The organism is Arthrobacter sp. GW460-12-1-14-TSB2, from assembly GCF_059423525.1.
In genome coordinates, this window is record NZ_JBWKYC010000001.1 from 127006 (window position 1) to 152746 (window position 25741).

26 protein-coding genes are annotated in these 25741 nt (G+C 66.2%); 15 read left to right on the forward strand and 11 right to left on the reverse strand.

Annotated features, from left to right (window positions below):
* Positions 1-5: 5 nt before the first annotated feature.
* The gene (locus tag AC07YR_RS00625; protein ID WP_436057604.1) at positions 6-884 is read right to left on the reverse strand and encodes an FAD binding domain-containing protein; all 879 of its coding nucleotides are present in this window, start codon (positions 882-884) and stop codon (positions 6-8) included.
* Between the two features lie 119 nt (positions 885-1003).
* Between AC07YR_RS00625 and AC07YR_RS00630 the strand changes: the two genes are divergently transcribed.
* Together AC07YR_RS00630 and AC07YR_RS00635 are read left to right on the forward strand one after the other, a co-directional pair.
* On the forward strand, positions 1004-1981 hold the full coding sequence (locus AC07YR_RS00630) for a LysR family transcriptional regulator (RefSeq protein ID WP_494732782.1): 978 nt from the start codon (positions 1004-1006) through the stop codon (positions 1979-1981).
* A 129-nt stretch (positions 1982-2110) separates the two neighbouring features.
* Positions 2111-2527, forward strand: a complete 417-nt coding sequence (locus AC07YR_RS00635; protein WP_055806015.1) for a VOC family protein — start codon at positions 2111-2113, stop codon at positions 2525-2527.
* Positions 2528-2590: 63 nt separating this feature from the next.
* Here the strand turns inward: AC07YR_RS00635 and AC07YR_RS00640 are convergent, their stop codons facing one another.
* Both AC07YR_RS00640 and AC07YR_RS00645 read right to left on the reverse strand, forming a co-directional pair.
* Entirely contained in the window at positions 2591-3733 is a 1143-nt protein-coding gene (locus AC07YR_RS00640) for a class I SAM-dependent methyltransferase (RefSeq protein WP_494732783.1), read from the reverse strand.
* A 218-nt stretch (positions 3734-3951) separates the two neighbouring features.
* Positions 3952-5577 carry a LuxR C-terminal-related transcriptional regulator gene (locus AC07YR_RS00645; protein ID WP_494732784.1) on the reverse strand — a complete coding sequence of 542 codons (1626 nt, stop codon included), beginning with the start codon at positions 5575-5577 and terminating at the stop codon, positions 3952-3954.
* A gap of 298 nt (positions 5578-5875) precedes the next feature.
* Between AC07YR_RS00645 and AC07YR_RS00650 the strand changes: the two genes are divergently transcribed.
* From AC07YR_RS00650 to AC07YR_RS00665, 4 genes are all read left to right on the forward strand, one after another.
* The gene (locus AC07YR_RS00650) at positions 5876-6331 is read left to right on the forward strand and encodes a hypothetical protein (protein ID WP_436057608.1); all 456 of its coding nucleotides are present in this window, start codon (positions 5876-5878) and stop codon (positions 6329-6331) included.
* Positions 6328-8460, forward strand: coding sequence for a L,D-transpeptidase family protein (locus tag AC07YR_RS00655; RefSeq protein WP_494732785.1), 2133 nt, complete (start codon positions 6328-6330; stop codon positions 8458-8460). Before AC07YR_RS00650 ends, AC07YR_RS00655 begins: the two co-directional genes overlap by 4 nt.
* Before the next feature lie 205 nt (positions 8461-8665).
* Positions 8666-10048 carry an MBL fold metallo-hydrolase RNA specificity domain-containing protein gene (locus AC07YR_RS00660; RefSeq protein ID WP_436057610.1) on the forward strand — a complete coding sequence of 461 codons (1383 nt, stop codon included), beginning with the start codon at positions 8666-8668 and terminating at the stop codon, positions 10046-10048.
* A complete protein-coding gene (locus AC07YR_RS00665) occupies positions 10045-11376 on the forward strand; it encodes an erythromycin esterase family protein (RefSeq protein WP_436057611.1) in 1332 nt (443 codons plus the stop codon). The genes AC07YR_RS00660 and AC07YR_RS00665 overlap by 4 nt, the downstream gene beginning before the upstream one ends.
* Positions 11377-11560: 184 nt before the next feature.
* On the opposite strand, the gene AC07YR_RS00670 is transcribed toward AC07YR_RS00665, so the two are convergent.
* From AC07YR_RS00670 to AC07YR_RS00680, 3 genes are read right to left on the reverse strand one after another with little or no spacing between them, the layout of a single operon-like run.
* Positions 11561-11920 carry a hypothetical protein gene (locus AC07YR_RS00670; RefSeq protein ID WP_494732786.1) on the reverse strand — a complete coding sequence of 120 codons (360 nt, stop codon included), beginning with the start codon at positions 11918-11920 and terminating at the stop codon, positions 11561-11563.
* Positions 11917-12135: a hypothetical protein gene (locus tag AC07YR_RS00675; protein ID WP_494732787.1), complete on the reverse strand. Its 219-nt coding sequence runs from the start codon at positions 12133-12135 to the stop codon at positions 11917-11919. Before AC07YR_RS00675 ends, AC07YR_RS00670 begins: the two co-directional genes overlap by 4 nt.
* A complete protein-coding gene (locus tag AC07YR_RS00680; protein ID WP_436057613.1) occupies positions 12132-12779 on the reverse strand; it encodes a hypothetical protein in 648 nt (215 codons plus the stop codon). The genes AC07YR_RS00675 and AC07YR_RS00680 overlap by 4 nt, the downstream gene beginning before the upstream one ends.
* Positions 12780-12922: 143 nt before the next feature.
* On the opposite strand from AC07YR_RS00680, the gene AC07YR_RS00685 reads away from it, so the two are divergent.
* Complete coding sequence (locus tag AC07YR_RS00685) at positions 12923-13792, forward strand: universal stress protein (protein ID WP_494732788.1); 870 nt, start codon at positions 12923-12925, stop codon at positions 13790-13792.
* A gap of 149 nt (positions 13793-13941) precedes the next feature.
* On the opposite strand, the gene AC07YR_RS00690 is transcribed toward AC07YR_RS00685, so the two are convergent.
* From AC07YR_RS00690 to AC07YR_RS00705, 4 genes are all read right to left on the reverse strand, one after another.
* On the reverse strand, positions 13942-14739 hold the full coding sequence (locus tag AC07YR_RS00690; protein ID WP_494732789.1) for a maleylpyruvate isomerase family mycothiol-dependent enzyme: 798 nt from the start codon (positions 14737-14739) through the stop codon (positions 13942-13944).
* A complete protein-coding gene (locus tag AC07YR_RS00695) occupies positions 14739-15575 on the reverse strand; it encodes a fumarylacetoacetate hydrolase family protein (RefSeq protein WP_494732790.1) in 837 nt (278 codons plus the stop codon). Before AC07YR_RS00695 ends, AC07YR_RS00690 begins: the two co-directional genes overlap by 1 nt.
* Entirely contained in the window at positions 15575-16717 is a 1143-nt protein-coding gene (locus AC07YR_RS00700; protein WP_494732791.1) for a cupin domain-containing protein, read from the reverse strand. Before AC07YR_RS00700 ends, AC07YR_RS00695 begins: the two co-directional genes overlap by 1 nt.
* A 98-nt stretch (positions 16718-16815) precedes the next feature.
* Positions 16816-17649 carry an IclR family transcriptional regulator gene (locus tag AC07YR_RS00705; RefSeq protein WP_494732792.1) on the reverse strand — a complete coding sequence of 278 codons (834 nt, stop codon included), beginning with the start codon at positions 17647-17649 and terminating at the stop codon, positions 16816-16818.
* A gap of 48 nt (positions 17650-17697) precedes the next feature.
* Between AC07YR_RS00705 and AC07YR_RS00710 the strand changes: the two genes are divergently transcribed.
* The 8 genes from AC07YR_RS00710 to AC07YR_RS00745 all read left to right on the forward strand — a co-directional run bounded on the left by AC07YR_RS00710 (position 17698) and on the right by AC07YR_RS00745 (position 25217).
* Positions 17698-19044, forward strand: a complete 1347-nt coding sequence (locus AC07YR_RS00710) for an MFS transporter (protein ID WP_494732793.1) — start codon at positions 17698-17700, stop codon at positions 19042-19044.
* Complete coding sequence (locus AC07YR_RS00715; RefSeq protein ID WP_055805985.1) at positions 19037-20287, forward strand: FAD-dependent oxidoreductase; 1251 nt, start codon at positions 19037-19039, stop codon at positions 20285-20287. Before AC07YR_RS00710 ends, AC07YR_RS00715 begins: the two co-directional genes overlap by 8 nt.
* A 167-nt stretch (positions 20288-20454) precedes the next feature.
* Positions 20455-20949 carry an HAD domain-containing protein gene (locus AC07YR_RS00720; RefSeq protein WP_494732794.1) on the forward strand — a complete coding sequence of 165 codons (495 nt, stop codon included), beginning with the start codon at positions 20455-20457 and terminating at the stop codon, positions 20947-20949.
* Between the two features lie 170 nt (positions 20950-21119).
* On the forward strand, positions 21120-22331 hold the full coding sequence (locus AC07YR_RS00725; RefSeq protein ID WP_055805978.1) for an inorganic phosphate transporter: 1212 nt from the start codon (positions 21120-21122) through the stop codon (positions 22329-22331).
* Positions 22328-22549 carry a hypothetical protein gene (locus AC07YR_RS00730; RefSeq protein WP_055805976.1) on the forward strand — a complete coding sequence of 74 codons (222 nt, stop codon included), beginning with the start codon at positions 22328-22330 and terminating at the stop codon, positions 22547-22549. The genes AC07YR_RS00725 and AC07YR_RS00730 overlap by 4 nt, the downstream gene beginning before the upstream one ends.
* Before the next feature lie 193 nt (positions 22550-22742).
* On the forward strand, positions 22743-23795 hold the full coding sequence (locus tag AC07YR_RS00735; protein WP_494732795.1) for a hypothetical protein: 1053 nt from the start codon (positions 22743-22745) through the stop codon (positions 23793-23795).
* Positions 23792-24661, forward strand: a complete 870-nt coding sequence (locus tag AC07YR_RS00740) for a hypothetical protein (protein WP_494732796.1) — start codon at positions 23792-23794, stop codon at positions 24659-24661. The genes AC07YR_RS00735 and AC07YR_RS00740 overlap by 4 nt, the downstream gene beginning before the upstream one ends.
* Before the next feature lie 13 nt (positions 24662-24674).
* The gene (locus AC07YR_RS00745; RefSeq protein ID WP_494732797.1) at positions 24675-25217 is read left to right on the forward strand and encodes a dihydrofolate reductase family protein; all 543 of its coding nucleotides are present in this window, start codon (positions 24675-24677) and stop codon (positions 25215-25217) included.
* Positions 25218-25231: 14 nt separating this feature from the next.
* Here the strand turns inward: AC07YR_RS00745 and AC07YR_RS00750 are convergent, their stop codons facing one another.
* On the reverse strand, positions 25232-25696 hold the full coding sequence (locus tag AC07YR_RS00750; protein WP_436057623.1) for a hotdog fold thioesterase: 465 nt from the start codon (positions 25694-25696) through the stop codon (positions 25232-25234).
* Positions 25697-25741: the final 45 nt, after the last annotated feature.

Genomic DNA, 25741 nt, shown 5'->3' on the forward strand with positions numbered 1-25741 from the left:
GCGCTTCAGCCTTCCTGTGTCTGGGCGGCGCGGGCGCAGGCCTGTCGCAATACCCGCCGGGTGAGCTCGTCGGCCAGATGCCGCTTGTAGTCGATCTGTCCGCGCTGGTCCGCGACGGGATCACACGCAATGGCTGCCAGCCGGCCGGCCTCGACGAACAGCTCCTCGCTGGGTTGCCGGCCAAGGAGCACAGCCTCGGCTTCCGCGACGGTTCCGTCGAGGCCCAGGGCCGTGAGACCGATGGCGGCGGCTTCGACGCTGCCATCCTCCGCCAGCGAGATGGCCGCCCCGGCTGCGGCGACTGCCCAGTCGCCAACCCTGCGTTCCACCTTTTCGTAGGCACTTCCCGATCTCGGACGAACGGGGAACCGGACTTCGCACAGCAGCTCGTCAGGGGCCACCGCCGTTTCATAGGGGCCGCGGTGGAAATCGTTCATGTCGACGAGGCGCTCGCCGCCGGGTCCGCGGACTACCGCCACGGCACGCAGGACGTCGCAGACCGTGGACAGGTCTTCAGCCGGGTCCGCCTGGCACAGGGAACCGCCAATGGTTCCGCGGTTGCGCACCACAGGGTCCGCGATGACTGCTTCGGCGTCCGAAATGATCGGGAAGAGCCGGGCCACTTCGGTTGATTCCAGCAGGGCAGTATGGCGCGTCAGCGCGCCCACCCGCAGGCGATCCCCGTCGAGAAGGATGAAGTCGAGTTCGAAGAGGTCGTTGATGTCAATCAGCCATTCGGGCCGGGCCAGGCGGAGTTTCATCATGGGCAGCAGGCTGTGCCCGCCGGCGATCACCCGGGACTCGGGGCCGTGACGTGCAAGGAGTTCAAGGGCATCGTCCACGGTGCTGGCCCGCACATAGTCAAAAGAAGCCGGAATCTGCATTGTCCCTACCTCACTCCATGGCGCCGGAAAACTCACGGACGCCGATTTGAGGTCAGTCTTGCCCCGGCCTGAGTGGAGTGTCAATATCGTCATAAGCGAAGGGTTATGAAGCGGTGTCGATGACTTTGAGCCAGCTGCGGGCCTTCGCGCTCGTGGCCAGACTGGGGTCGCTTCACGCTGCCGCGGCGGCTCTGGCCGTCAGCGAGCCGGCGGTCTCCTCGGCACTGGCTGCGCTCCGGAAGGACCTCGGCGACCCCCTCTTCGTCCGGGCTTCCGGAGGCATTGCCCTGACGCCGGGCGGCCGGGCATTGGCGGACTACGCCCAGGAAATCGTGGGCCTGGCGGACCAGGCCCGGTGGGAAGTCTCCCATGCAACCACGGACGCGGGGTTGCTGAGAATCGTCGCGACAGCTCCGTTTGCCGAACATGCAGCCGGACGGCTGCTTGACCTCTTCACGAAACGCGTCCCGGGCGCCTCCGTCGATGTCGTGGTTGAATCCGCAGCCGACATAGCGTCGCTGCTCCTTGACCGCGCGTACGACATAGCCCTCGGCGCCAGGCCTGCGCAGCCGGCACTCGCAGGTGCCGACGTCGGACTGGAAATGGTCCCGTTCCTGCGGTACCAGCGCGTCTTTGTGGTGGCGGCGAAGCATCCCCTCGCTGCGCTGCATGGTCCGGTACCACTGGCACGGCTGCTGGACCGCCCGTGGTTTGCCGGCCCCTCCGGCATTCAGGCGGAGACGGATGAGGGGCGGTGGCTGGCCTCGATGGGCGTAGCGCCGGACGTGATCCGGCTAAGCAGCGAAACCGACGCGCTCGCCGCCGCCCGGGCGGGGGAAGGCCTGACACTCGCCGTGGGGCATATCGTGCGGGCGGAACTCCAGACCGGAGTCCTCGTGCGCGTGCCCGTGGTCGGAACTCCGGTGTCCGGGCTGTGGTGGGCAAGCACGCTGGACCACGGCCGGACAACGTCCAAGGCAAAGGCACTGCAGCGCTTCGTCACCTCATCGGATGCCACAGCCGCTATGGTTGCGCCGGGCGGCTCGCGGGGGCTTGAACGACGGGGATCCAAAGTCCACGTTGCGCTCTGGAGCTGAGGCCGAAGGCCATCGCCGCCCCTATGCAGTCACGCAGGACTCGGGCAACATATGAAGTGTTCCAAGCCCGGGCGGCCACCGGATCCACGGTTGGTCCGGGTATCGACCGGCACGAGAGGACACCTGAACATGACCACGACACTTAATCCCTACCTGGGCTTCCGGGACAACGCACGGGACGCCATGAACTTCTACCAGTCCGTATTCGGAGGCGAACTGGCGCTGAGTACCTTTGGCGAGTTCCATGCCAGTGAGGATGCGTCCGAGCAGGAAAAGATCATGCACGGCATGCTGACCACCGAATCCGGCTTGGTGCTCATGGGCGCCGATACGCCCAACGGCATGAGCTACAACCCCGGCGACAACTTCTCCGTTTCCCTCAGCGGCGAGGACGACGCCGAACTGCGCGGGTACTGGGAGAAGTTGTCCGACGGCGGGACCGTGACGGTGCCCCTCGAACAGGCGCCGTGGGGCGATACCTTCGGCATGTGCACGGACAAGTTCGGCGTCGCCTGGCTCGTGAACATCGCAGGACCCAAGGAGTAACGGACCCAAGCAGTATGGGGACCCAACAGTAGGGAGACCCTGGCAGCGGGAGGCGTTCGGCGCCTACTTCCTGGCGACGAAGTAGGCGTTGAACGGATCCTCCCCGAGTTCCTTCACCTCAACGGTGCCGAAGCCCGCAGCCCGCACCATGGACTCCGCCAGCTGCACGCCCCACACCGTTCCGAGTCCCTCCCCGTCCTGCGCCAGGGAGACGGACATGCAGTGGAACGTGGAGATCGCGTAGAGGAACGTTCCCCACGGGAGCTCAACATTGTCGGCCAGGTTGCTGGAGGCCTTGATGTCCACCATGAGGAACGTGCCGTCCGGGCGCAGCGCCTCGTGGATGTTTTGAAGCACCTTCGCCGGCCGGGCCTGGTCGTGGATGGCATCGAAGACGGTGATGAGGTCGAAGCCTTCCACGACGTCCAGGGCGGCCGCGTCCAGGATCTCGAACCGGGCATTTCCCAGTCCCAGCCGTCGGGCTTCCGCACGTCCCGCCAGCACGGCATCCTCCGAGAAGTCGTAACCGGTGAACCGGCTCGCGGGGAAGGCCCCGGCCATGAGGTTCACGGCGTGGCCTGCTCCGCAGCCGATATCGGCCACTTCGATGCCCGCCCGCAGCCTGTCCACGCAGCCCGCCAGCGGGAGGATGGCGGACACCAGGGAGGCGTCGTGGACCGAGCCGCTGTCACCGGCTTGGATGTCCATGAAATCCGGATAGTCCTCGTAGCCCAGGCCGCCGCCCGTGCGGAACTTCTGCGCTATCCTGCCGGCCACCTCACCCATCAGCGTGACGTACTGCAGCATGCGGGCCAGGTTGTCGACTCCAGGCCCGGAGACGGACGGGGCCAGTGCAGGGTCCAACCGGTAGGTGCCGGCGGCGTGCTGGTACTGGGTTGGCTGGTTCTGGGGTGGCCGGTAGTGAACGAAGCGGGCCGTCACCATGCCGCCGAGCCATTCCCGGACGTAGCGTTCGTTGAGGCCCGCCGCATCCGCAATCTGCTCGCTCGTGGCCGCGGGCAGTCCGGCCATCACATCGAACAGTCCGGTCTGGTGACCGACGCTGGCCAGGACCGCTGCGGAGCTGTCGTTGAGGATGCCGAGCAACCGGGCTGCGCCCGCCTCAACAGCATCGTCCGTCGGTAACCCGTCGTCGTGCGTGGTCTCCGCGGCGCCTGCGTGGAGGTCGGTATCGGTGGTGGTCATGGTTCTTTCCTTTCGTTCGGCGGACGTCCCTGTCCGGCTACTTCGAAAGTACTTTCGCGGCGGTCCTCCCCGCGTCGGGCGGATGATGCATCTTTTGCCGGGGGCGTGGGGCGGATGATGCAGGGGATCCCGGCGCGGGGAACAGGGACCGCAACCAACGCAGGACGACGACGGCGCGCCGCCGCCGTCGTGCTCTGTCCAGTTGTTGCGCCCGTCCGTCAGGTAATTCCGTGTTCCCTGGCCCAGCCCGCCGCGGCGGTCCGGGTGGATACCCCGATCTTGCCGAAGATGTTCGCCAGGTGCCGCCCCACCGTCTTTTCGCTGATGACCAGGGCCTCCGCCACCTGACGGTTGCTGGCACCCGTGGTGATGAGGGCCAGGACCTCGCATTCGCGGGCGGTCAGCCCGCTCCTGCCGGCGCCGGGTGCCGCGCCGCGCTCCAGCCGTTCGACGTCGGGGACAGCGCCGAGCTGTCGGTAGATGGCGAGTGCGGTGGCGACGTCGGCATCGGCAGCACCGGCCTGTCCGAGGCTGCGGCGGGAGCTGGCGAGCAGCTCATGGATCCGTGCCGTGCGGTAGCGCGCCCGCTGCGTCCGGTACGTCCGGGCTGCGGCTTCCAGCAGGGGCAGTGCCTCGTCGCCCCGGCCGGCAGCCAGCAGAACGGCGCCGCGGGCCTGGCATGCCCACGCCTGGAGCCCTGCAGAGGCGAACCGGGCGGCCGTCCGTTCCAGTTCCGACGCCAGCGCGTCAGCGAGCGCCGCTTCACGCTGGTCCAGTGCCAGCTCGGTGGCGGGCAGCAGCAGCCGGGCCCGGTCCAGCAGCCGGCTCTCGCCCAGGGCGGCGCGCAACTGGTTGAGCGCCAGGGCGCTGTCACCGGCAGCATAGTGGAGCAGCGCCTCTCCTGGCTGGGGGTCGACTCCGACGTCGCGTGCCCGCCGGTAAGCGGCCATCGCCCCGGCAGCGTTGCCGCGAAGGCGGCGCACCTCGCCCAGCTCGTAGTAGCCGGCGCCGGCCATCCAGCCATGCGCATTCACCAGGTTGTCGCTCGAAGCGCCTATTTCGCGTTCCACCGCATCCCAGCCGCCTTCGGCACTGACCAGCTGCAGCTCATGGATGCGCGTCACACCGGTGTACACAAAAGTGGCTGACTGGCCCGCGGTCCAATGCTCCAGTGCACCGGTCCAGGCCCGCATCCTGGCCAGGTCCCCGAGCTGGTGACACAGGTGGATGACGGTGCAATAGATGTCCCCGGCCCACACGGGGGCAACATCGCCGGCAAGGACCGGCAACAGGGCCTCGTCCAATTCGCTGAACCCTTCCTCAGTCCGGCCGGCACGGACACCGGCAAGGCCTGCCAGCACGCGGGCAAAGCATCCCAGGGTGGGATCGGACTGGCGGCCGGCCACGGCCTCGAGTTCCGCTGCCGCCGCCCGGGCCGGACCGGGGTCTTCCTCCAGGTCCAGTGACATGACGCTTTGGAGATAGAGCAGGTAGCCCTGCTCGGGGCCTTCCGGCAGGCCCTGGAGCAGGCGCCGCGCCCGGTTAAGCCAGCCGGAGGCAACCATCAGGTCCCCGCGGGTGCCCCACTGCAGTGACAGAATGATCGCCTTCATTGCCGCGGCCGGCCGGTCTCCGGCACCGGCGAGGCCCCGGTACAACTCCTCGGCCACGGACAGCGATTCGGGAACGCGGCCCAGCCACCACATCGCGTCGGCCAGGGCGTCCAGGTCCGGTAGCGCCAAGCCGGTGGTGGTTCTGGCGGCGAGCAGCCCGTTCCGTGCCGCGGGCCAGTCCCTGCGGGCGTACGCCGCGCGGGCGCTGGTGATCAAATCCGGTTCAGCCATCCGACGTCTCCAAAGGGTGGTTCCAGCGTACTGCCGTGCCCGGACTCCCGGAAAGACGGAGCGAATGTGATGTCTGGCTAATCTCTGGAAGCATAAAAACTGAAAGGTTATAGCAAGAAAGTTTAGTAATTAACTTCAATGAAAGTTGCAAACACCAATTTCGACCTGAGAAAAGTCCAATTTTTTAGAGAATCAATGGGTTACCTGGGTCGTTCAATCTGATAATGTCCCCACTATCGCTGGTCCCTCCCGGGAAACTAATGGCCGGGGAGGGGCCAGTCCTAGCTATGGAGGAATAATGCAGAACTGGGCACCGCTTATTGGGGGCTGCGCGGCGGGTCTGTTTGCGCTCACCGCCTGTAGTAGTCCGCCGTCAGTCAATCCGCCGACGGCATCGCAGGCCAGTCCTGGCCTAATCACCGATAGTCCGTCACCAACGGGCTCGGTTCAGGGGCCTCCGTCGACGAGCGCAACGCCGGCGGCTACGGACTTCATCGCCACTGAGGCCTTGACTGATGTGGGCTGCGAAGCGGACGGCAACGGCGTCTGGTCCTTTTCGGGCACGCTATCCAACACGGGTTCCGAACCCGTCAAATACACCGTGGCGGTGGCGGTGGGCACAACAAGTAGTGTCGCGGGCCACGCGATGATCGAAAAACTTGTGGCGGCTGGATCCAAGGAAAATATCCGGGCGGACGCGTTCGCCACGAACGCTCCGGCTGACGCAAAATGCGAGGCGGTGGTCTCAAAATGACGCCGACTCCCACATTGAAGCTGGACCGTATGATTGCAGCCATACTCCTTTCGGCAATGGTGCTGATGGGCGTGGCACCTATGGCCGACGCGACGACGCCTCTTCCTGCAACGCCGTCATCGGAACCGCCGTCAGAACAGGGAACAGTAGCGACGGCCGAACCTACGGTTTCGGCGGCAACGAACAATGCCGGGCGCGGCGACGCGAGTCCATCGGATCCGGTTGAACGGACACCGGCGCCAACTGCATCGACTGATCCGTCCACACCGGCTTCCGAGGCGCCGCCAACTGAAGCTCCGGACCCAACGCCGGCCGCAGCTATCCAGACGGGTTCGGCGGCAGCAGGTCCGTTCACACCGTTCGGGGCCATCGGCCAGAAGTGGATCCAACTGGGTGGTGCAGATGGTCCGTTGGGCGAACCCACGTCAAACGAGCAATGTGACGCCGCTGCTCTTTGCGTCGAGACCTTCGTTGGCGGAAATATCTACTACACGCCCACAACAGGCGCGCACGCTGTTCTTTTTGAGTCCGGCAAAACAGGACAACAATGGAAACTGTCCGGTGGACTAACCGCATTCGGATACCCCGTTTCTGGCGAGGCCTGTGACACCCTGGGGTGCTTTCAGAGATTCTCGCGAGGGGCGGACATTACGTGGACGGCTGAATCAGGCTTCGGAAGCACGCACGGTGCTATTGGCAACGCCGTGCATCGGATTTACGGAGGTTACGGGGTCATTGGATACCCGACATCCGACGAGTTGTGCAATCTTCCGACACAGGGCTGTGTACAGGAGTTCGGACGATTGCGAATCTTGTGGTCGGCTGCTTCAGGGGCCTACGGTGTGTGGGAACCGGGAGCAATCGGCGGGCTTTACGCAGGCAACGGCTCTGAGGCCGGCCGCCTTGGCTATCCTCTCTCGAAGGAAATTTGCGGTCTCACACGAGATGGCTGCTATCAGGTCTACCAAGGCGGCGTCATTGTGTGGTCCGCTGCGAGCGGTGCACACATCACTCTGGGCGCCATCCGAGGGGCTTGGCTGACCCGTGGACTTGAACGCGGTGACTTGGGCTATCCGGTGTCGGAAGAAGCTTGCGACCTCCCAGGGCCAGGGTGCTGGCAGGAGTATCAGGGCGGGAGCATCTACTGGTCAGCGACGACCGGCGCACATGCGACCAACGGCGCGATCAAGAGCCGGTTCGATGGTCTGGGAGGCGTCTCCGGTGGTCTCGGCTACCCCCTGGCCGGCGAAGTTTGTAATCAGCCCAACGGCGGGTGTTATCAATGGTTCAAGGGCGGCCTGATCTTCTGGTCGCCCTCCAGCGGCGCGCAGCCGGTCAGCGGAGGTATCAAGTCTAAATATGAAGCCATGGGGTGGCACCGGAGCTACCTCGGCTACCCGACGGCCCCGGAGACCTGTGCAGGATCCTCATGCGTCCAAGCGTTCCAGGGCGGTTACCTCACTTGGATATCGGGTATCACCAGGGATTACCGGCACACGGAATGCACGACGCTGAACGACGGCCGGATCAAATACCCCACCGGGAACGCGAATCGTGTCACTCTCACCTTCGCCGGCGATTACGGACAGTCATACGCCACAGTCGCCTATTGTCAGCGCGTGGCGGGTACGTATGTGACGGACTGGCGAACGGACGGGAGAGTGGGTGCGGCTGGCTTTAAGCCCCCGGGAGTCCCGTCAGGGCCAACGCGCTACAACTACTCGCCCACAGGCTCCTATACCGTAACGGAAGCTTTCGGACTGGGTAATCCCGGGACTGCACTGCCTTACCGCACCCTCAATCCCAATTCGCGGTGGGGCGGCAACCCGTGGACGGCAACATACAACAAGTACTTCGAGTCCACGTCGTGGGTGGGGTACGACGAGAACATGTGGTATTTCGCGACCGGAGCATCGCACGACTACCGCCAGGGGGCCGTCATCAACTACAACCGCCCGCCGGATTCGGAAATTGTCCAAGACGCAGGGTTTGCCATCTTCCTGCACGAACACAAGGTCCCGACAGCCGGATGCATTGCACTTGATGACTGGGCAGTTGAGGACTTCCTTAGGAAATCGACTCCAGGCGACCGAATCATCATGGGAGTGGCCCGCGATATCTTCCTTTAGGAAGGGTGGTTCTTCATCGTCGTCAGATCGCAGGGGACCGCTGAATTTTCCGTGTTGAGGGACGTTCAGCGGTCCCTTCCGTCGCCCGCAAGGCTCGCACCGGGGCAGCCATGACTTTCGGCCCTACGTGGCCACCGGGAAGAAGCGGAAGCTAGGAGATACATCCCGGCTACGGGAACGCTGCCCGACGGGAACAGGGAGCACCATGAGAGACCGACACCCGCAACTCCGGTTCCTCGGAGCCACGGACAGCGTGACCGGTTCAAGATACCTGGTGGAAGCAGGCGGGAGACGCATCCTCGTGGACTGCGGGCTCTTCCAAGGCTACAAGTTGCTCCGGGACCGGAACCGGGTTCCGTTCCCGGTCCAGCCGCGCTCCATTGATGCCGTGCTGCTGACCCATGCGCACCTTGACCACACCGGCTATGTCCCCGCCCTCGTCCGGGACGGCTTCGCCGGGCCGGTGTATGCCACCGAAGGCACCACTGAACTGTGTACCCTTCTCCTGCCCGACAGTGGCTACCTGCAGGAAGAGGAAGCCAAATACGCCTACCAGCGGGGATCGTCCAGGCACAGCCCGCCGGTACCGCTCTATACGGCCGCGGACGCGGTCAGGTCGCTCGACAGTTTCCGGGAACAGGGATTCGATGCCCCGCTGGAACTGGGAGGGGGAATCTCGGCGACGTTCCTGCCGGCCGGCCATATTCTGGGGGCTGCCCAGATCCGGCTCGACGTCGGCCAGCACTCCGTTCACTTCACCGGAGACCTCGGCCGCACCGACGACCCCCTGATGTTTCCTCCCCGCGGACTGGGTGCCGCTGACATTCTGGTGACGGAGTCCACGTACGGAAACCGCAAGCACTCCAGCCTGGATCCGGAACTGCAACTGGGAGAGATCATCACCCGCGTGGCGAAGAAAAACGGCGTCATCATGATTGCCGCCTTCGCCGTGGGACGGGCGGAGACACTGATGCTGCACCTGGCCCGGCTCCGCAGCAAGAACGCGATTCCGGACATCCCCGTGTACCTCAACAGTCCCATGGCCATCGACGCTTCCGGGATGTACCAGCGCCACCCCGATGAACACCGGCTCAAGCATCGGGAATACGAGGACATGTACAAAGTGGCCAAGATGACCCGCACCGTGGACGATTCGAAGCTGCTCAACCTCCGCGGCGGCCCCATGGTGATCATCTCCGCCAGCGGCATGCTCACCGGTGGCAGGATCCTGCACCACATCGCCGAATACGGATCAGATCCGAAGAACGCCATCATCCTCAGCGGGTACCAGGCGGGCGGAACCCGCGGCGCCGCGCTCGCCGCCGGCGAACGGCAGCTCCGGATCTATGGGGAGGACATCCGCATCCGGGCCGAAGTGATCCAGATGGAGAGCCTGTCAGCGCATGCGGATGCCGACGGGCTGATCGAGTGGATGAAGGCCGCCGAGCGGGAACCGCGGATGACATACATCACCCACGGCGAGCCGGAAGCGTCCGATGCCCTCCGGGTCCGGATCAAGCGGGAACTCGGCTGGCGGGTGCGCGTCCCGGAGTACCTCGAAGGCATCTCCCTCGAGGACCCGACGTGACCACCGAAAACCGTGCCGGCCTGAGCATGCTGGACGAGATCCGTTCCCTGGCCCGGCCGCTGAGCGGGCTCAGGGACCTTGACGGGCTGGTCCACAAAGCCGGCTCCGGCCGGTTTGTGGCGATCGGCGAAGCATCCCATGGCACCCATGAGTACTACACCGTCCGGGCCCGCCTGACCATGCGGCTGATCGAGGAGCAGGGGTACAGCTGGATCGGAGTCGAGGGTGACTGGCCGGACTGCTGGCGGATCAACCGCTGGGTTCGGGGACAAAGCGGGCTGGACGCCGGAGTCCACGCGATGCTCGCCGGGTTCGAGCGCTGGCCCACGTGGATGTGGGCCAACGAAGAAGTGGCGGGATTCCTGGACTGGCTGCGCGGCTGGAACCTGGAGCGCCCCCTGGCGGAACGCGTTGGCTTCTACGGCCTGGACGTCTACTCGCTGTGGGATTCACTGCGGGAAATCATCGGCTGGCTCCAGGAAAATGAGCCCGACGCCGTTCCTGCTGCCATGCGCGCATGGCAGTGCTTCCTTCCGCATCACGAGGACCCGCACCAGTACGCCTGGCGCACCCGGCTGGTTCCGGAGTCCTGCGAGGCGGACGTCGTTGCACTGCTCAGCGAGGTACGCAACCGGGCACTGTCACTACGGGACCATGAACCACGCGTCGAAAGTGACGAAGCCTTCGACGCCGTGCAGAACGCCATGGTCGCCGCCAACGCCGAACACTACTACCGCATCATGGTGCGGGGGAACCGCGAGTCCTGGAATGTCCGGGACCATCACATGGCGGACACGGTGGACCGGCTCAGCGCGCATCTGGGCCCGGCGTCTAAGGGCATCATCTGGGAGCACAACACGCACGTGGGGGATGCACGGGCCACGGACATGGCGCGGGACGGGCTGGTGAACGTGGGCCAGCTGCTCCGCGAGCGCCACGGCACCGAGGGCGTGACCCTGGTGGGGCTGGCGTCCTACGCGGGAACGGTGATGGCTGCCGACGGGTGGGGTTCCCCGGAACGGGTGCTCAAGGTACCGGAGGCGCGGACCGGCAGCCATGAGGACCTGCTGCACAAGGCGCTGGGCGCACCGGCTTTGCTGGAATTCGGCAGGGACAGGTCCGGGCCGTGGCTGTCGGCCTGGCTGGGACACCGGGCCATCGGGGTTGTCTACCGGCCGGCCAGTGAACACGGGAATTACGTCCCCACCCGGATGGGAGGTCGCTACGACGCGCTGATCTGGCTGGAGCGGACCTCGGCACTTCGTCCGCTCCATCACGAAGCTGCGCCAAGCGAGCCGGAGTTCGAAACGGAACCCACCGGCTTCTGAAATTCCGCCTTTGTTGTCGCCGGCGTGCCCGGTGTTTCCGGCGGCGCCCCGACGGGCTGAGCGCTGCGTCAGGAAGGGCCTGCGTCCGGAAGAGCCCCCCGTCGGGCTGAGCGCTGCGTCAGGAAGGGCCTGCGTCAGGAGGGGCGCTGCGTCAGGAAGGGCCTGCGTCCGGAAGAGCCCCGCGTCAGGAGGGTCCCCTCATCATCAGGACGGCCGCCGGAACGTACCAGAGCAGCGGCGCCAGCCGGAGCAGGGTGGTCAGCCAGCCCATGGGGGACAGCGGCCCGCTCTGCGGTATCACAGACAGCGCGGACAGGAACGATGCGGCCGCCGCAAAGGCGGCGATCCAGCCCAGGGCCGCGGGAGATGCCTTCATCCGCAGCGACAACACAGCAATGGCGGTGAACATCACCCCGGCGGGCAGGTTCGCCAGGGCAAGCGTGACGAGGCACAGATCCGCGACGGCGGCGGCCACCCCCTGTGCCACCGCGGCCTGCGACGGCAGGGTCAGCGTGATCTGGCCAGCCTGGCCCAGGATGTTCAAGCCAGCGCCCAGCACCCCTGCCGTGAACGCGATCCCTGCCAGCGTCCCGCGTAGCCGGCATCGGAGGCAGCTGGCCACGGTCCGGTGAGGAGTACTTCCATGGATCCGCCCGCTATGCCGAGCGCTGCCGACACCAATCCGGCCATGCCGCCCGACAACCGCAAGCGCTCGCCGGCGTTAGCAGCAGCTGCCGGATCCCGCCGCACGCGGGTCATCCCCTCGCCGCCAGCAGCCGGTCCATCACCAGGCCGGTCAGCAGCGCCATGCCGGCCGCCATCAGGACGGCGGCCGCGACACCAATGGCGATTACCGTCGTCGGATGCTGTCCCGGCTGCCACAGCGGAGGTGCGACGGCGAAGAACAGTCCCAGCCCGACGCACCATGCCAGTGCATTCCCGCCCACCCACCATCCGCTGTGGGCGAGGTGGCGGCGCAGTTCAGGCCACTGCGCCAGGCCGATCGAACAGAGCAGCAGCAAGGCTCCGGGCACTGCGACGGCGAGTTGCAGGACCGGCGGCCAGGCCTGCCATTGTTCTGCGAAAGTGCTGGGCGCAAGCCCGATGATCCAAGCCAGCGCCGCACCGGTGGCGGTGCGGACGGTCCACGAGCGCACACGGAGCCCGGGCAGCTGCCGCTTCAGCACGTGTGCCTGGGCGAGTCCCAGGACTGTGCCTTCCGCGACACCTGCCACGGCCAGCCACGCCAAGGCTCCGGCCGTATCCGGAATTATCACGAAGACCGCGACGACGGCGGGAGCCACGAAGCCCACACTCTCACCGAGTGTGACCCACAGGAACCAGCGGCGAAGGAACGGCTTTGGCCGTGCGGGGGCGGCGGGGTCCGCCCGGGTGTCCTCCATGGGGCTGACGCTACGCGCGGGGCGCAGCAGCCGGTGAGGGGCTTAAGGCCCTAACCCCTGCCTCGGCCCCCGGAGCACACTGAAGGTGTCAGCGGCCATCGGCGTGCTGATCCGAAAACGCGATGGAGAAGAGCAGGATTCGAATGAGCAAACCAATCGTCGTCGGCATCAACGGCTCCGCGGGAAGTGAGGCCGCAATGTCGTGGTCGCTGCACCGGGCGGCCAAGCTTAAGCTCCCGGTTATTGCAGTCCATGCAGTGGACGACCGGTGGATGTCGCCGGACTTCCAGTATCACGAACTGATCAGGGAATCAGGCATGGAGTTGCTAAGGCAGGTCCAGGAGGATGCCGCCAAGAAGGAACCAGGCGTTGCCGTCGATGTGCAGTTGCGGCACGGAAGCGCAGGCTCAGCCCTGAAGGAAATATCCAAAGAGGCCGCCATGCTGGTCATCGGCTCACACCACCGCCACTGGGCCGACGGAGGACCCATGACGGACCGCGCCCTTCAGGTCGTTACCGCGTCCGACAGCCCCGTGGCAGTCATACCGCAGGCCCAGGGGCCGCAGGGACGCGGCGTCGTAGTGGGCGTGGACGGCTCGGAGGAGTCCCTGCAGGCTGTGGCGTTTGCCGCGGCGGAAGCCGACCGCGAAGGGGATGAGCTGACCGCCCTGCTGGCGTTCCGGCGCCCCGCCCGCTGGGTCCAGAGCGGGATGCCTGCGAGCGGCCTGGCTGAAGTCATTGAGGAAGAGGACAAAATCGTGCTCGCCGAATCGGTCGCCGGGCTGCGGGACAAGTACCCGGACTTGGTGGTGAACCAGGTGCTCGACAAGGACACTGATCCGGCCAAGGCCCTCGTGGAGGCCGCCGCGAACGCGCGGCTCCTGGTGATCGGCAGCCGCGGACGCGGCGGGTTCAGCAGGCTCCTGCTCGGTTCCACCGCCCACGCGGTCCTGCTGCGGGTCCCGTGTCCCACGGTGGTCACCCGGGTGCACAAGATCAAGCACGAGGAATAGCAGGCACACCTCCGGTGCACGAAAAGTGGCGGCCCCCTCGGGGGGGGGGGCCGCCTTCGCGTCCGGAACCAGTTGCCCGCCTCGCTGACCGTTCTTGGGTGTCAGGTTATGCGCCCCGGATCCACGTGCGGCCTAGATCCGCCGGGGTGCTAGATCCATTTGGGTGCTGGGGGTACTTCGGGCAGGTCAGCGTCCGACGCCGGTGCCGCGGCATCCGCCGCTGTGCCGGCTGTTGCTGTGGTGCTTGTTGCTCGCACGCCCTGGGTGCCGCGTCCGGTGGCCCATTGGGTGATGGGCGCGAGCGGGCCGGTGATCAGTGTTGGGTTCTCCGCGCTGGTGTCGCCGAACGTCAGGTCTGTGCCAGTCACCCTGATGAGTAGTCCGGTGTCGGTGCCGCGGGTGTGCCAGGCTCCGGTGATGTCCTTCAGGAGCCGTTCGAGGACGGGGGCGGGGATGTCCCGGAAGCTGGCGCCGTTGTCCAGGTCCACGGCGTGGACCCAGACTTCACGGGTGCGCATCCAGACGGTTTCCTCGGCCGGGACGATCCGGCCTTGGGCTGTTTTGACTTTGTGGTGCCAGGCTCCTGCCGGGAGGTCCCGCCATTCGACGTTCAGGTGCACCGCGGAGTGGTCGAACAGGTGCCGCAGCGCGATCGGCGGAAGGGTGGCGCCGAAGTTGATTTCGTGGTCGCGCACCGACGTGGAGGCGTACATGGGCGTCTCCACGCCGGTGGCTGCCCACTCGATGAGCCGCGCGATGGCCCGCGCGTTGTAGCCGATGTGGGCCGTCACGTGCCGCCGGGTCCAGCCCGGCAGCAGCGAATCCCCGTCCAGGTCCGCGTCGGTGAGCTCGTTGAGCTTGCGGGCGAAAAACGCCGTGCCCCGCCGTGCCTGCAGCAAACCCTCGAGCAGGGCAGGGTCCGTGGTCTGGTCGTGGCGGGCGACCATCAGGCTTCCTTGACCACGCGGTTGCTCAGCTGGCCCAGGCCCTCGATGGTGGTGACCAGGATCTGGCCTTCCTGCAGGTAGCGCTTGGGGTCCTGGGCGTGGCCCACACCTCCCGGGGTGCCGGTGGCGATCACATCGCCCGGGTTCAGCGTGATGATCGTGGAGATGTAGGAGACCAGGAACTCCGGGGTGAACACCAGGTCCCCGGTGGGGGTGCTTTGCTGGACTTCGCCGTCCACGGCCGAGGTCATCAGGGGACCTGCGGTGAACTCATCCTGCGTGACCAGGGCGGGGCCGAACGGGGTGGACTTCTCCCAGGTCTTGCCCTGGAGCCACTGGATGGTGCGGAACTGGTAGTCGCGCATGGATACATCGTTCAGCACCGAGTACCCGGCGATGTGGTCCTTGGCGTCCGCTTCGCTGATCCGGCGGCCCTTCTTACCGATCACCACGGCGAGTTCGGCTTCCCAGTCCACGGTGTCCGATTCCTGCGGCAGGGCCAGGTCATCGTTCGGGCCGATCAGGGATTCCTGGTACTTCGCGAACAGGGTGGGGTACTCCGGTATCTCCCGGCCCATTTCCTTGATGTGGTTCCGGTAGTTGTGGCCCACGCAGATGATCTTGCCCGGGAACGGAACCACGGGAGCCAGGTCCGCGCCTTCGAGCGGGTGCGTCGCCCCGGTGGCGGCCTTCGCTTTCTCTTCCCATGCGGAATCCTTCAGGAGTTCCCCGACGTCGGCGAACCCGTCGATCTCGGTCAGGGTGGTCCCGTCCTGGCGGACAGCCACGGTGCCGTTAGCGTTGCCGGCGGGGGTGCGGAGGGTGAGGAGTCTCATTACTTGGTGCGTCCTTCGATGTAGGTGCGGTTGAAGTTCAGTCGTTCAAAGATCGGGGCGTCGCTGAAGCGGAACAGGTCAAAGGTTGCGTTCGAGCCGGCGCCGGCCTGCAGGGACCATTCGGCCCAGGACGGGACAACGAAGAGGTCACCCTTCTCCAGGGTCCTGACCTCGCCGTTCAGGGTGGCGGTGCCGGTGCCTTCGAAGACCTGCCAGACGCTGGAGCCGACCTCGCGGACCGCTTCAGTGGTCGCGCCGGCGCGGAGGCGGTGGAATTCGGCCCGGATGGTGGGCATCACATCCCCGCCCGTGGTCGGGTTCGTGTACCGGACGGCGGCGTGGCCCTGGGACACGGTGGCCGGGTGGCCCTCGTCCTCCAGCAGCAGCTGCTCGGTCAGGGCCCGGTCGGTGTATTCCCACCGGTACGCGGCGATGGGGGAGCTGGTGGTGTCATCCAGGCCCGAGAGCGGACGCAGGCCCGGGTGGGCCCAGAGCCGCTCGGAGCGGGAGATGTCCGGGGTGGCCTCGTCCGTGACGCGCTCGGTGCCGAACTCGAAGAACCCGGCGTCGGCGTAGTGCACGAACGGGATGTCCAGGCCGTCGATCCAGGCCATCGGCTCATCGGTGTCGTTGTGGTGGCCGTGGAAGTTCCAGCCCGGGGTCAGCAGGAAGTCCCCGCGGGACATCCGCACCGGATCCCCGTTCACCACCGTCCAGACACCCTCGCCCTCAACGACGAAGCGGAACGCGTTCTGCGAGTGCCGGTGCTCCGGTGCGGTCTCGCGGGCACCAAGGTACTGGATCGCGGCCCACAGCGTCGGGGTGGCATACGGGGTACCGGCCAGGCCGGGGTTCGCCAGGGCAATAGCACGGCGTTCCCCGCCACGGCCCACCGGGACCAGGTCACCGGCACGGGCCGCCAGCGGGTACAAGTCGCTCCACCGCCACACATGGGCCACCGCCTTCGGGGACGGGACCATCGGCATCAAATCCGCGATCTCAGTCCACAACGGGATCAGGTTCTCCCGGTCAAAATCCCGGTACAGCTGCTCAAGCTGCGCAGCCTCCTCCGGGGTCGGCTCCGGCAGGGCGTGGCTGGCGGCCACTGATTCATGAGTTGTGTTCTCGGCGCTGATGGACACAGGTGCCTCCTCGGTGAGTGCGGAACAGTTCGTTGGCGTGTCTCGACTCTACGGAGGGCTTCCCTGTGAGCTCCAACATATTCTGCTGGCCAGAATTGCTAGTCCGCGTCGGCCGGATTGGCCGCGATGTCTATCTCCAGCTGACGGCAGGTTTCCCGCAGGGCGCGGACGAGCCCGGCGTCGAACACACGGCGGAAGCGGGTCGCCGGAGTGGCGACGCTGAGCGCGCCGACCACGTTTCCGTGACGGTTGTGCAGGGCAATCCCGAGGGCGCTGACCCCCTCCTCCGTTCCTTCGAAATTGGCGGCGAAACCGTTGCTGCGGATGGATTCCAGCTCGCGGAGGAACGCCGGGTATTCCGCGTCCGGGATGGTGTCGCCGCCGATTTCGGCGTTGTTGCTGCGGAAGAGCTGGTCAATCATTGGCGTTTCCAGTTCGGCGAGCATGGCCTTGCCTCCGGAGGTCTTGTTGGCAGGCATCACCGTCCCTTGCCGGTCACCCACTCGCAACACATTGTTTCCTTCCACGGTGGCCAGGAAACGCGCTTTCGTGCCCACCCGCACCATGAGGTTGACGGTCTCGTTGAGTTGCGCGGACAGGAGCTCCATGTGCGGCTGGGCGAGGGAGCGGAGCAGCCTGGTCCAGCTCAGCCCGGCCGGCCCAACACCCATGGCCGGACCTGGCACGTAGCGGCGGGTTTCATCCTGCACCGCGAACCCGCGGTAGACCAGCATCGCCAGGAGGCGGTGGGCGGTGGACGGAGCAACGGCCAGCTCCTCCGCTGCGTCCTTGAGCCGCAGCGCCCCGCCGTCGCGGAGCAGCTGCAAAAGCTGCAGCGCATTGTCCACTGCCTCGATGGAATAGGTGGGCCGCTTCTGCACGGGATTCCGGACTGCTCTGGATGCGGGTTTGGGGGCTGGCTCTTTCTGCACATCAGAATTGTATTGTGGTTCACCTCCCACGGCCATGACAGTAGTGGCATGAATCACACATCTTCCGCTGCAGTGCCGCAACGGTCCTCGCCGGGGGCTTCCGCCCCCACAACCGTTGATGGGCCTGCATCGCGGTTCTCGAAAGCTTCGGCCGCCGCCGTCCTCGTCTGCTGGCTACTGGTGGTCTTCGATGGCTATGACCTCATCGTCTACGGGACGGTCCAGTCCTCCCTGATCACCGAGACCGGGTGGGGCCTGAACAAGGCCACCGCCGGGACCATCGGATCCATGGCCTTCCTCGGCATGATGATCGGGGCGATCTTTGCCGGCCGGATGGCCGACTCGTGGGGCCGCCGCCGCACCATCCTGGGCTGCGCCGTCGTTTTCTCCATCTTCACTGTCCTCTGCGCCTTCGCTCCCAACGCTGCCGTCTTCGGCGTTATGCGGCTCCTTGCCGGCATCGGGCTCGGCGGCCTGGTGCCGTCGGCGAACGCCCTTGTTGCCGAACTCGTCCCCACCAAGTGGCGGTCCACCATCGCCACCCTGATGATGTCCGGTGTCCCCATCGGCGGATCAATCGCCGCACTGGTCGGCATCCAGCTGATTCCCGCCTTCGGCTGGCAGTCGATGTTCCTCGTGGCCGTCCTGGCCCTGGTGATCGTGGTGCCGTTGGGACTGAAATACCTCCCGGAGACACTGACTCCGGTCAGCCCCACCGACAGGGCCGCCCGCAAGGCAGCCGGCAAAGTCGGCGGGATCAGGGAACCATCCGGCTTCTCTTCCCTGCTCCGGGCCCCGTACCTGGGGGTCAGCCTGCTGTTCGCCCTGGCGACGATCGCCACCCTGTTCGCCTGGTACGGACTCGGAACCTGGCTGCCCAACCTCATGCAGCTGGCCGGATACAACCTGGGATCAGCCCTGACCTTCGCGCTGGCCCTCAACCTGGGTGCGGTGGCCGGTTCAGTCATTACTGCTTGGGCCGGGACCCGCTTCGGTCCGATTCCGACGGCGATCGCCGCCGCGGCGGTCGCTGCGGGTGCGCTCGTGGTACTGGTCACGGGACCTCCTGTCACCGTGGTCTACCTCATGCTGGTCCTTGCAGGCGTCGGCACCCACGGCACACAGTGCCTGATCATCGCCGCCGTCGCGAGCCACTATCCCGGACACCTGCGGGGCACCGCGCTGGGCTGGGCGCTCGGGACAGGCCGCATCGGCGCCGTCGTCGCACCCCAGGTGGGTGGCCTCCTGCTGGCCGCCGGAATGGGCGTCAACTCCAACTTCATCGCCTTCGCCGGGGCAGCAGCCATCGCAGCGGTGCTGCTGGCCGCCGTCGGCCTCAAACTCAAGTCAAAAATTTCAACCTCACACTCACCTACAGGAGCAAGCAATGTCTGAGCACGCCACGTCCACCGATGTCCTCGTCATCGGAGGGGGAATGGCCGGACTGGCCGGAGCCCTCGCGCTGCGTGAAAACGGCGCCAACGTCACCCTCGTGGAGCGTGCCCCCGAATTCGGCGAGGTGGGCGCGGGTCTGCAGATGGCCCCCAACGCTTCCCGCGTCCTCCGGCGCTGGGGCCTGCTGGAAAAGGCACTGGAAATCGGTGTCCAGCCCAAGCACCTGGTGTTCCGCGACGCCGTCACCGGCGAGGAGCTGACCCGCCAGACGCTCGGCGCGGAGTTCGAGGAACGCTACGGCGCCCCGTACGTCGTAATCCACCGCAGCGACCTGCACCGTGTCCTCCTCGAAGGCTGTGAAGCGGCCGGCGTGACGCTGGTCAACGACGTCATGGTCGAGAGCGTTGAGACCGTGAACGGCCGCGGTGTGGCCCACACGGCGGCCGGCGTGGACTTCGAGGCCGACGTCGTGATCGGCGCCGACGGACTCAAGTCCACCCTGCGTCCGCTCGTGGCCAGCGACGAGCCGGTGCCCTCGGCCTACGTGGCATACCGCGGCACCGTGCCCATCACCGAAAACACCCCCAAGACCGACCTCGAGGACGTCATCGTCTACCTCGGCCCGGACTGCCACCTCGTACAGTACCCGCTGCGCAAGGGCGAGCTGCTGAACACTGTGGCCGTCTTCAAATCCGCCTCCTTCGAGCGCGGCGAAGAGCAGTACGGCGGCGTCGACGAGCTCGAGGCGGCCTACAAGGACTGCGTTCCGGCGGTTCAGGACGCGCTCAAGAACCTGGCCACCGGCATCCGCTGGCCCATGTACGACCGCGACCCGATCGAGAACTGGGTGGCCGGCCGGATGGTGCTGATGGGCGACGCCGCGCACCCGATGCTCCAGTACCTCGCCCAGGGTGCCTGCCAGGCCCTCGAAGACGCCGCTGTGCTGCAGGACGTCAGCAACGGAACCGTCTTCACCGCGGAAGGCATCAACCCGGAAGCCTGGGACGGTGCGATCAAGGACTTCAACAGCATTCGTGCCGGCCGGACCGCCAGGGTCCAGCGCACTGCCCGCGTCTGGGGCGAATCCTGGCACGTCTCCGGGCTTGCCCGGACCCTGCGCAACCTGCTCTTCAAGAGCCGGAAGGACAACGACTTCCAGTACAACGACTGGCTGTACGGCCAGGCCGGCGAGGGAGTTCCCGCGGCACGGAATGCGGCAGCGGCGGCGAAAGTCCCCGCCTAGTCTTACGTTCCAGCCCTAACGCTGCACCCTGGGAAGTGCCGGACTCGTGACCGTGTCCGGCACTTTTCCCGTTGGCACGGAGGCGGTTGCCCGTCCCACCCGGCGTCGGTAACGTTTTTTGTGGAGCATCTGAAGGACGCGGAGCTCCTGGAGGAAAGGACCCCGGCGTGAGGAATGTCTCCCTCTACCTGGACGTGGACGGCGTGATTTGCCCGTTCGGGGCGGCCGGCACCACGGACTGGGGGAGCCGGTGGCGAATTTCCGACGCCGGGTTGCTTGAAGTCGCATACGCCGGTGAGCTCGTGGAATCCCTCAACGCACTGTCCAGGACACCCGGCCTCCGATGCGTCTGGCTTACCAGCTGGGAGGAAATGGCACCGGACTACTTGTGCCCCGCGATCGGCCTTGCCGGGCAGGAATGGCCTGTGCTGGCCAGCAATGGACTAGGCAGCGGCGAAGGCTGGTGGAAACTGCAGGCACTGCAGCGGGACATCGAGGTGTTTGCTCCGGACCGTGCCGTCTGGATCGACGACCAGCTCGATTTCGAGACCGAGGCCCGGGCATGGGCTTCCATCCTTGGCCCGCGCCTGCTGCTGATTTCGCCGCAGCCCAGGCGTGGATTGTCCCGCGCTGAGCTGGAGGCCGTGCGTGCTTTCCTTTGACCGCCGGTTGTTTTGTCCTCACGGCGTTGACGCGTACGATCGATAAGGTTTCAAGCCCCTTCCGAACAACACCACCTGAGCTTCCGGCAAACACCGGGGTAACGCTGCGTGCGGACGGGGCACCGGGGAAGTGGAACTGCTGACCGTCGACTCTGCAGATTGGGCAACAGGTGGAAATCACCGTCATGGTGGCGCTGGTAATAGCGCTGGCACTTTTTTTCGACTTCACCAACGGTTTTCATGACACCGCGAACGCAATGGCTACGCCTATTGCCACCGGTGCCATCAAACCCAAGACGGCGGTTGCCCTCGCAGCGGTCCTGAACCTGGTCGGAGCCTTCCTTTCCACCGAAGTGGCCAAGACTGTTTCCGGCGGAATCATCAAGGAAGGGTCCGACGGCATCCAGATCACCCCGGACATAATCTTTGCCGGCTTGATGGGCGCCATCCTCTGGAACATGATCACGTGGCTTAAGGGACTGCCGTCAAGTTCGTCACACGCCCTCTTTGGCGGCCTCATCGGCGCAGCGATCGCCGGCATCGGCATCCATTCGGTGAACTTTGAATCCCTCATGCAGAAGGTCATCCTCCCAGCGATCTTCGCTCCGGTCATTGCCGGCGGCGTGGCCTACGTCTGCACCCGGCTCGCCTACGCACTGACGTCCCGGCACGACCCGGAGACCGGCAGCAAGCTCACCCAGAAGCGTGGCGGTTTCCGCACCGGCCAGATCTTCACGTCCAGCCTCGTGGCACTGGCGCACGGAACCAACGATGCGCAGAAGACCATGGGCATCATCACCCTCGTGCTGATTGCCGCCGGAACGCAGCAGCCGGGCTCCGGTCCGCAGTTCTGGGTCATCGCAGCCTGCGCCTTCGCCATTGCCATCGGCACGTACGCCGGAGGCTGGCGGATCATCCGCACCATGGGCTCCGGCCTTACCGACGTCAAGCCCGCCCAGGGATTCGCAGCCGAAGCCAGCACGGCCTCGGCGATCCTCGCTTCCTCGCACCTGGGCTTCGCGCTGTCCACCACCCAGGTGGCGTCCGGCTCCGTGATCGGCTCGGGGCTGGGCCGCAAAGGAACCTCCGTGCGCTGGGGCACCGCCGGACGGATCGCCGTCGGCTGGCTCTTTACGCTTCCTGCCGCCGGGATCGTCGGCGCCCTGACCGCCCTGCTGGTGAAGACCGGCGTCGTGGGAGTGGTCATTGCCGCTGTGGCCGGAACTGGCGCCGTGCTGTTCATGTTCGTGCAGTCCCGAAAGTCCCATGTGGGCCACCACAATGCCGTGGAGGTCGAGGAAGCAGGGCAGGCCGTCCGCTTCCGCAAGAAGAAGGCACTGGCGGCCAGCCGCGCCCACAAGCTGAACGGTGGAAACAAATGAAATGGTTGGAACTGGTCCAGGTGGCGGGCGCCACGCTCCTGGCGGCGGTGACGGTTGTGGTCCTTTACTCCGTCGGAGTCCGGTTCACCGCGATCGCGGGTGATTCCGAGCAGGCCACGCCGCGGTGGATGAAGTCGCTGGCGTACGCCTGCTTCGGACTGTGCGGCCTCGCGGTCCTTTTCGGGCTCTACCTGATCATTCCGTACTTCAGCAAGTAGCATCAGCGCCGGCCCCGGCGGCAAGGCTGGAACGCAAGGTGCTGCTCTGGCGGATATCACCCATCGGGGGAATAGTTAACACTGTTTCAGCGTGTTTGGTCCGGCCCCGGTGCCGGCCGATGCCGGGAGTCATCCCGAAGGGTTCTATCCAGGCCGGTTCCCCTGCCGGGAACCGCAAGCAGGTGGGTCTGTCATGCACAGTCAAACCGGGGCAGGAGCCGGGCTAACAGCCCGACGAACAGGCCGGCGACCCGGCCGGCTCCTGGTCGGGCTGCTGGGAACCATGGCGGCTCTGGGCCCGCTCTTCCTCACCAGCGGATGTGCCATCCCGCCGTCCCCGGCTCCGGGCCCTGGGACAACCACGACGACGGCGGCATCCGCTGCCGGGTCCGGCACCACATCGACGGACTCCACTAACGCCCCGCCAACGGTTGCCCCGCTCCCGGGGCCCGGCGACGGGCCTCCGCCCGCGCCCGGCGCCGTCGTCATTCGCTGGGTGCCCATCGGCCCGGCTGCGCCCTCTGACCCGCCGGAGGGGACGTTGTACGAACTCGTGCGGGACCGCAACTGCGCCGGCCTGCGCGAATCGACCCTCAACACGGCGTTTCCTGCCGTGTGGACGGCCGCGGAGGCCACCTGCCAGGCGCTGGCCACGGATCTGCCCGGAGACTGGGACCGGGCCCGGTCCGCGTTGTCTGGTGTCACAGGCCTGCCGCCCGAAAGGTGCTGGGAAATCAAGGTCACGGAATCCCTGCGCCAGGCCGTGGACCTTCGGACCGCCCATCCGGGAGCCCAGCTTCAAATAGATTCAGCAGGCGCCGGTGATGACTGCCCCCGGCGGCTGACAGGGTTGACTGTCCTTGACGGGCCATTTGCCGGCCAGCCCACCCCCACCGTTTCCTCTGCCGGCGGCACCCAGGTGCGGCTGGAAGGGTTCTTCGTGAACGTGGACAGAATCCTGGTGGACGGCACCCCGATCGACGACGGCGGCCAGCAGTTCGGCCCCCAGTTCGGTCCGTTCGTATTTTCGGCTCCTCCAGCCGCAGGTGCCTCCTCTGTCAGAGTCACAGTTGAGGCCACTCCGCCGGTTTCCGGGGCAGCAGTGCTGGTGTATTCCGACGAGACGCCGCCCGGTCCCGGCCCCACGCCGTCTGAACCGGCCACGTCAGGCCCCGCCACGACCCCGCCGCCGTCCGCGCCGCCGCAGACAGGGGCCACAAGACGGCTGACGGAACCGCAGTCATGAGCGGCGAGCCGGAGGCGGACCCCCGCTGGAAGCGCGCCGTCGACATGCTGGCGGTCATCGGCCCGCCGTTAACCATTGCCACGGCCTTGCTGGTCTACTTCGGCTGGGCACGGACGGATGCCCAAGCGAAGGCGATGGGGCTGGACGTCAGCCTCTTCGGGTACACGGTGCAGGATTTCGTGCTCCGCAGCATCCCGTCGTTGTTCATCCCGCTGGTCTGGCTGCTGCTTGTCGCTGTCGCATGGCTGTCCCTGGACCGGCTCCTGGCCGGACAACTCGCCGCCGGCAGGGTAGCGGGGATCCGGCGGCTCGCGGCGGTAATTCTGTTTACCGGGCTGGCCTGTGCAGCTGCCATGTGGCTGGTGGTGATTGTCCAACCTGAACGCACCGTGCTGTTCGTGCCGTACATTATGGCTGGCGGTGTGCTGCTCGCGGCCTGGGGCCTGAGTCTTTGGCGGCGGACCGCTGAAGCATCGGGACGCAGCCTTGCCGCGCTGTCGCGGGGGTCCGAGAAGACGCTGGTCTTCTGCCTGGTGAGCCTGCTGCTGTTCTGGGGCACCTCGGACTTCGCCCAGGCGCTGGGACGGGGACTGGCGGTGAGCTATGAGGAACGGTCCGCGCTCCTGCCCACCGCTGTTGTGTACAGCAAGGACCGGCTGGGTATCAGTGCGCCCAACGTCCGCGAACAGTCCAGCGGAACAGCGGAACATCCCGTGTACCAGTACAGCGGCCTGCGGCTATTGGTGGTCAGCGGCGGGCGCATATTCCTGCTCAACGAGGGCTGGACGCTCCGCAGCGGCAAAGTGGTGGTGCTCCGTGATGATCCCGGCATGCGCGTGGAGTATGGGAACCCCGAGTCCAAATGACTAGGCTGGGGCCATGTCCAGTCTCCAATATTTTGTGGCGTCGTCACTCGACGGATTCATTGCCACGTCCGACGACGACCTGGCATGGCTCCTCCAGTTCGACGGGTTCGAAGGCGGCCGGGAAAGCTACGAAACGTTCATGGCCGACGTCGGCTGCATCGTAATGGGCGGCGAAACATACGCCTGGCTCATGGAGCACGAGCCCGGCAACTGGCCCTACCCTGACACCCCCAGCTGGGTTTTCACCCACCACGAACATTCGGCCCCGCGGGGAGCGGACATCACGTTTATCCGCGGCGACGTCCGCGAGTTCATGGACGACTTCACGGCGGAGGCGGCCGGCAAGAACATCTGGCTGGTAGGCGGGGGAGAGCTCGCGGCCCAGTTCGCCGACGCCGGCCTGCTGGACGAAATCATCGTGTCCATCATCCCGGTGGTGCTCGGCGCCGGTAAGCCTGTGCTGCCCATCAAGACCGGCCCCACCCGGCCGTTGGAGCTGGTGGCGTCTAAGACCATGGGCAGGGGAATCGTGGAGCTGCGGTACCGGCTCGGCTGAACGTGCTCGGCCGGTCAGGGGGCGATATCCCGGATCAGGTTGGTGATGCGGGCCGTGGACAGCCGGCGGCCCGTCTCGTCGGTCATCACGACCTCGTGGGTGGTGAGCGTGCGGCCCAGGTGGATGGCCGTGCAGGTTCCTGTCACCGTGCCAGCGGCAATGGCCCGGTGATGGGTCGCTCCCACCTCGATCCCCATAGCCTGCCGTCCCGGACCGGCATGCATCCCGGCAGCGAACGAGCCAAGCGTCTCTGCCAGCACCACATGGGCGCCGCCGTGCAGGATCCCGGCCACCTGCGTGTTGCCTTCAACCGGCATGGTGGCCACGGTGCGTTCGGGGCTCATTTCGAGGAAATGGATCCCCATCTTCACCACCAGTGCGCCAACGCCGTATTCGCCGAGCCACTCATGCATTTCTTCGGGAACGCCAGCGGCTGCCAGTTCGGCGGCGAACTGCCCGGGCGTGAAATTGTCCATCATGGGAACTAGGCTGGCACCTGTGAGTGAAACTACCAAACCGGCCCC

Excerpts from the sequence above, each read along its gene's own strand:
- AC07YR_RS00625 (WP_436057604.1), bottom strand. The coding sequence starts at position 884 with ATGCAGATTCCGGCTTCTTTTGACTATGTGCGGGCCAGCACCGTGGAC.
- AC07YR_RS00630 (WP_494732782.1), top strand. The coding sequence starts at position 1,004 with ATGACTTTGAGCCAGCTGCGGGCCTTCGCGCTCGTGGCCAGACTGGGG.
- AC07YR_RS00635 (WP_055806015.1), top strand. The coding sequence starts at position 2,111 with ATGACCACGACACTTAATCCCTACCTGGGCTTCCGGGACAACGCACGG.
- AC07YR_RS00640 (WP_494732783.1), bottom strand. The coding sequence starts at position 3,733 with ATGACCACCACCGATACCGACCTCCACGCAGGCGCCGCGGAGACCACG.
- AC07YR_RS00645 (WP_494732784.1), bottom strand. The coding sequence starts at position 5,577 with ATGGCTGAACCGGATTTGATCACCAGCGCCCGCGCGGCGTACGCCCGC.
- AC07YR_RS00650 (WP_436057608.1), top strand. The coding sequence starts at position 5,876 with ATGCAGAACTGGGCACCGCTTATTGGGGGCTGCGCGGCGGGTCTGTTT.
- AC07YR_RS00655 (WP_494732785.1), top strand. The coding sequence starts at position 6,328 with ATGACGCCGACTCCCACATTGAAGCTGGACCGTATGATTGCAGCCATA.
- AC07YR_RS00660 (WP_436057610.1), top strand. The coding sequence starts at position 8,666 with ATGAGAGACCGACACCCGCAACTCCGGTTCCTCGGAGCCACGGACAGC.
- AC07YR_RS00675 (WP_494732787.1), bottom strand. The coding sequence starts at position 12,135 with ATGACCCGCGTGCGGCGGGATCCGGCAGCTGCTGCTAACGCCGGCGAG.
- AC07YR_RS00680 (WP_436057613.1), bottom strand. The coding sequence starts at position 12,779 with ATGGAGGACACCCGGGCGGACCCCGCCGCCCCCGCACGGCCAAAGCCG.
- AC07YR_RS00685 (WP_494732788.1), top strand. The coding sequence starts at position 12,923 with ATGAGCAAACCAATCGTCGTCGGCATCAACGGCTCCGCGGGAAGTGAG.
- AC07YR_RS00690 (WP_494732789.1), bottom strand. The coding sequence starts at position 14,739 with ATGGTCGCCCGCCACGACCAGACCACGGACCCTGCCCTGCTCGAGGGT.
- AC07YR_RS00695 (WP_494732790.1), bottom strand. The coding sequence starts at position 15,575 with ATGAGACTCCTCACCCTCCGCACCCCCGCCGGCAACGCTAACGGCACC.
- AC07YR_RS00710 (WP_494732793.1), top strand. The coding sequence starts at position 17,698 with ATGAATCACACATCTTCCGCTGCAGTGCCGCAACGGTCCTCGCCGGGG.
- AC07YR_RS00715 (WP_055805985.1), top strand. The coding sequence starts at position 19,037 with ATGTCTGAGCACGCCACGTCCACCGATGTCCTCGTCATCGGAGGGGGA.
- AC07YR_RS00730 (WP_055805976.1), top strand. The coding sequence starts at position 22,328 with ATGAAATGGTTGGAACTGGTCCAGGTGGCGGGCGCCACGCTCCTGGCG.
- AC07YR_RS00735 (WP_494732795.1), top strand. The coding sequence starts at position 22,743 with ATGCACAGTCAAACCGGGGCAGGAGCCGGGCTAACAGCCCGACGAACA.
- AC07YR_RS00740 (WP_494732796.1), top strand. The coding sequence starts at position 23,792 with ATGAGCGGCGAGCCGGAGGCGGACCCCCGCTGGAAGCGCGCCGTCGAC.
- AC07YR_RS00745 (WP_494732797.1), top strand. The coding sequence starts at position 24,675 with ATGTCCAGTCTCCAATATTTTGTGGCGTCGTCACTCGACGGATTCATT.
- AC07YR_RS00750 (WP_436057623.1), bottom strand. The coding sequence starts at position 25,696 with ATGATGGACAATTTCACGCCCGGGCAGTTCGCCGCCGAACTGGCAGCC.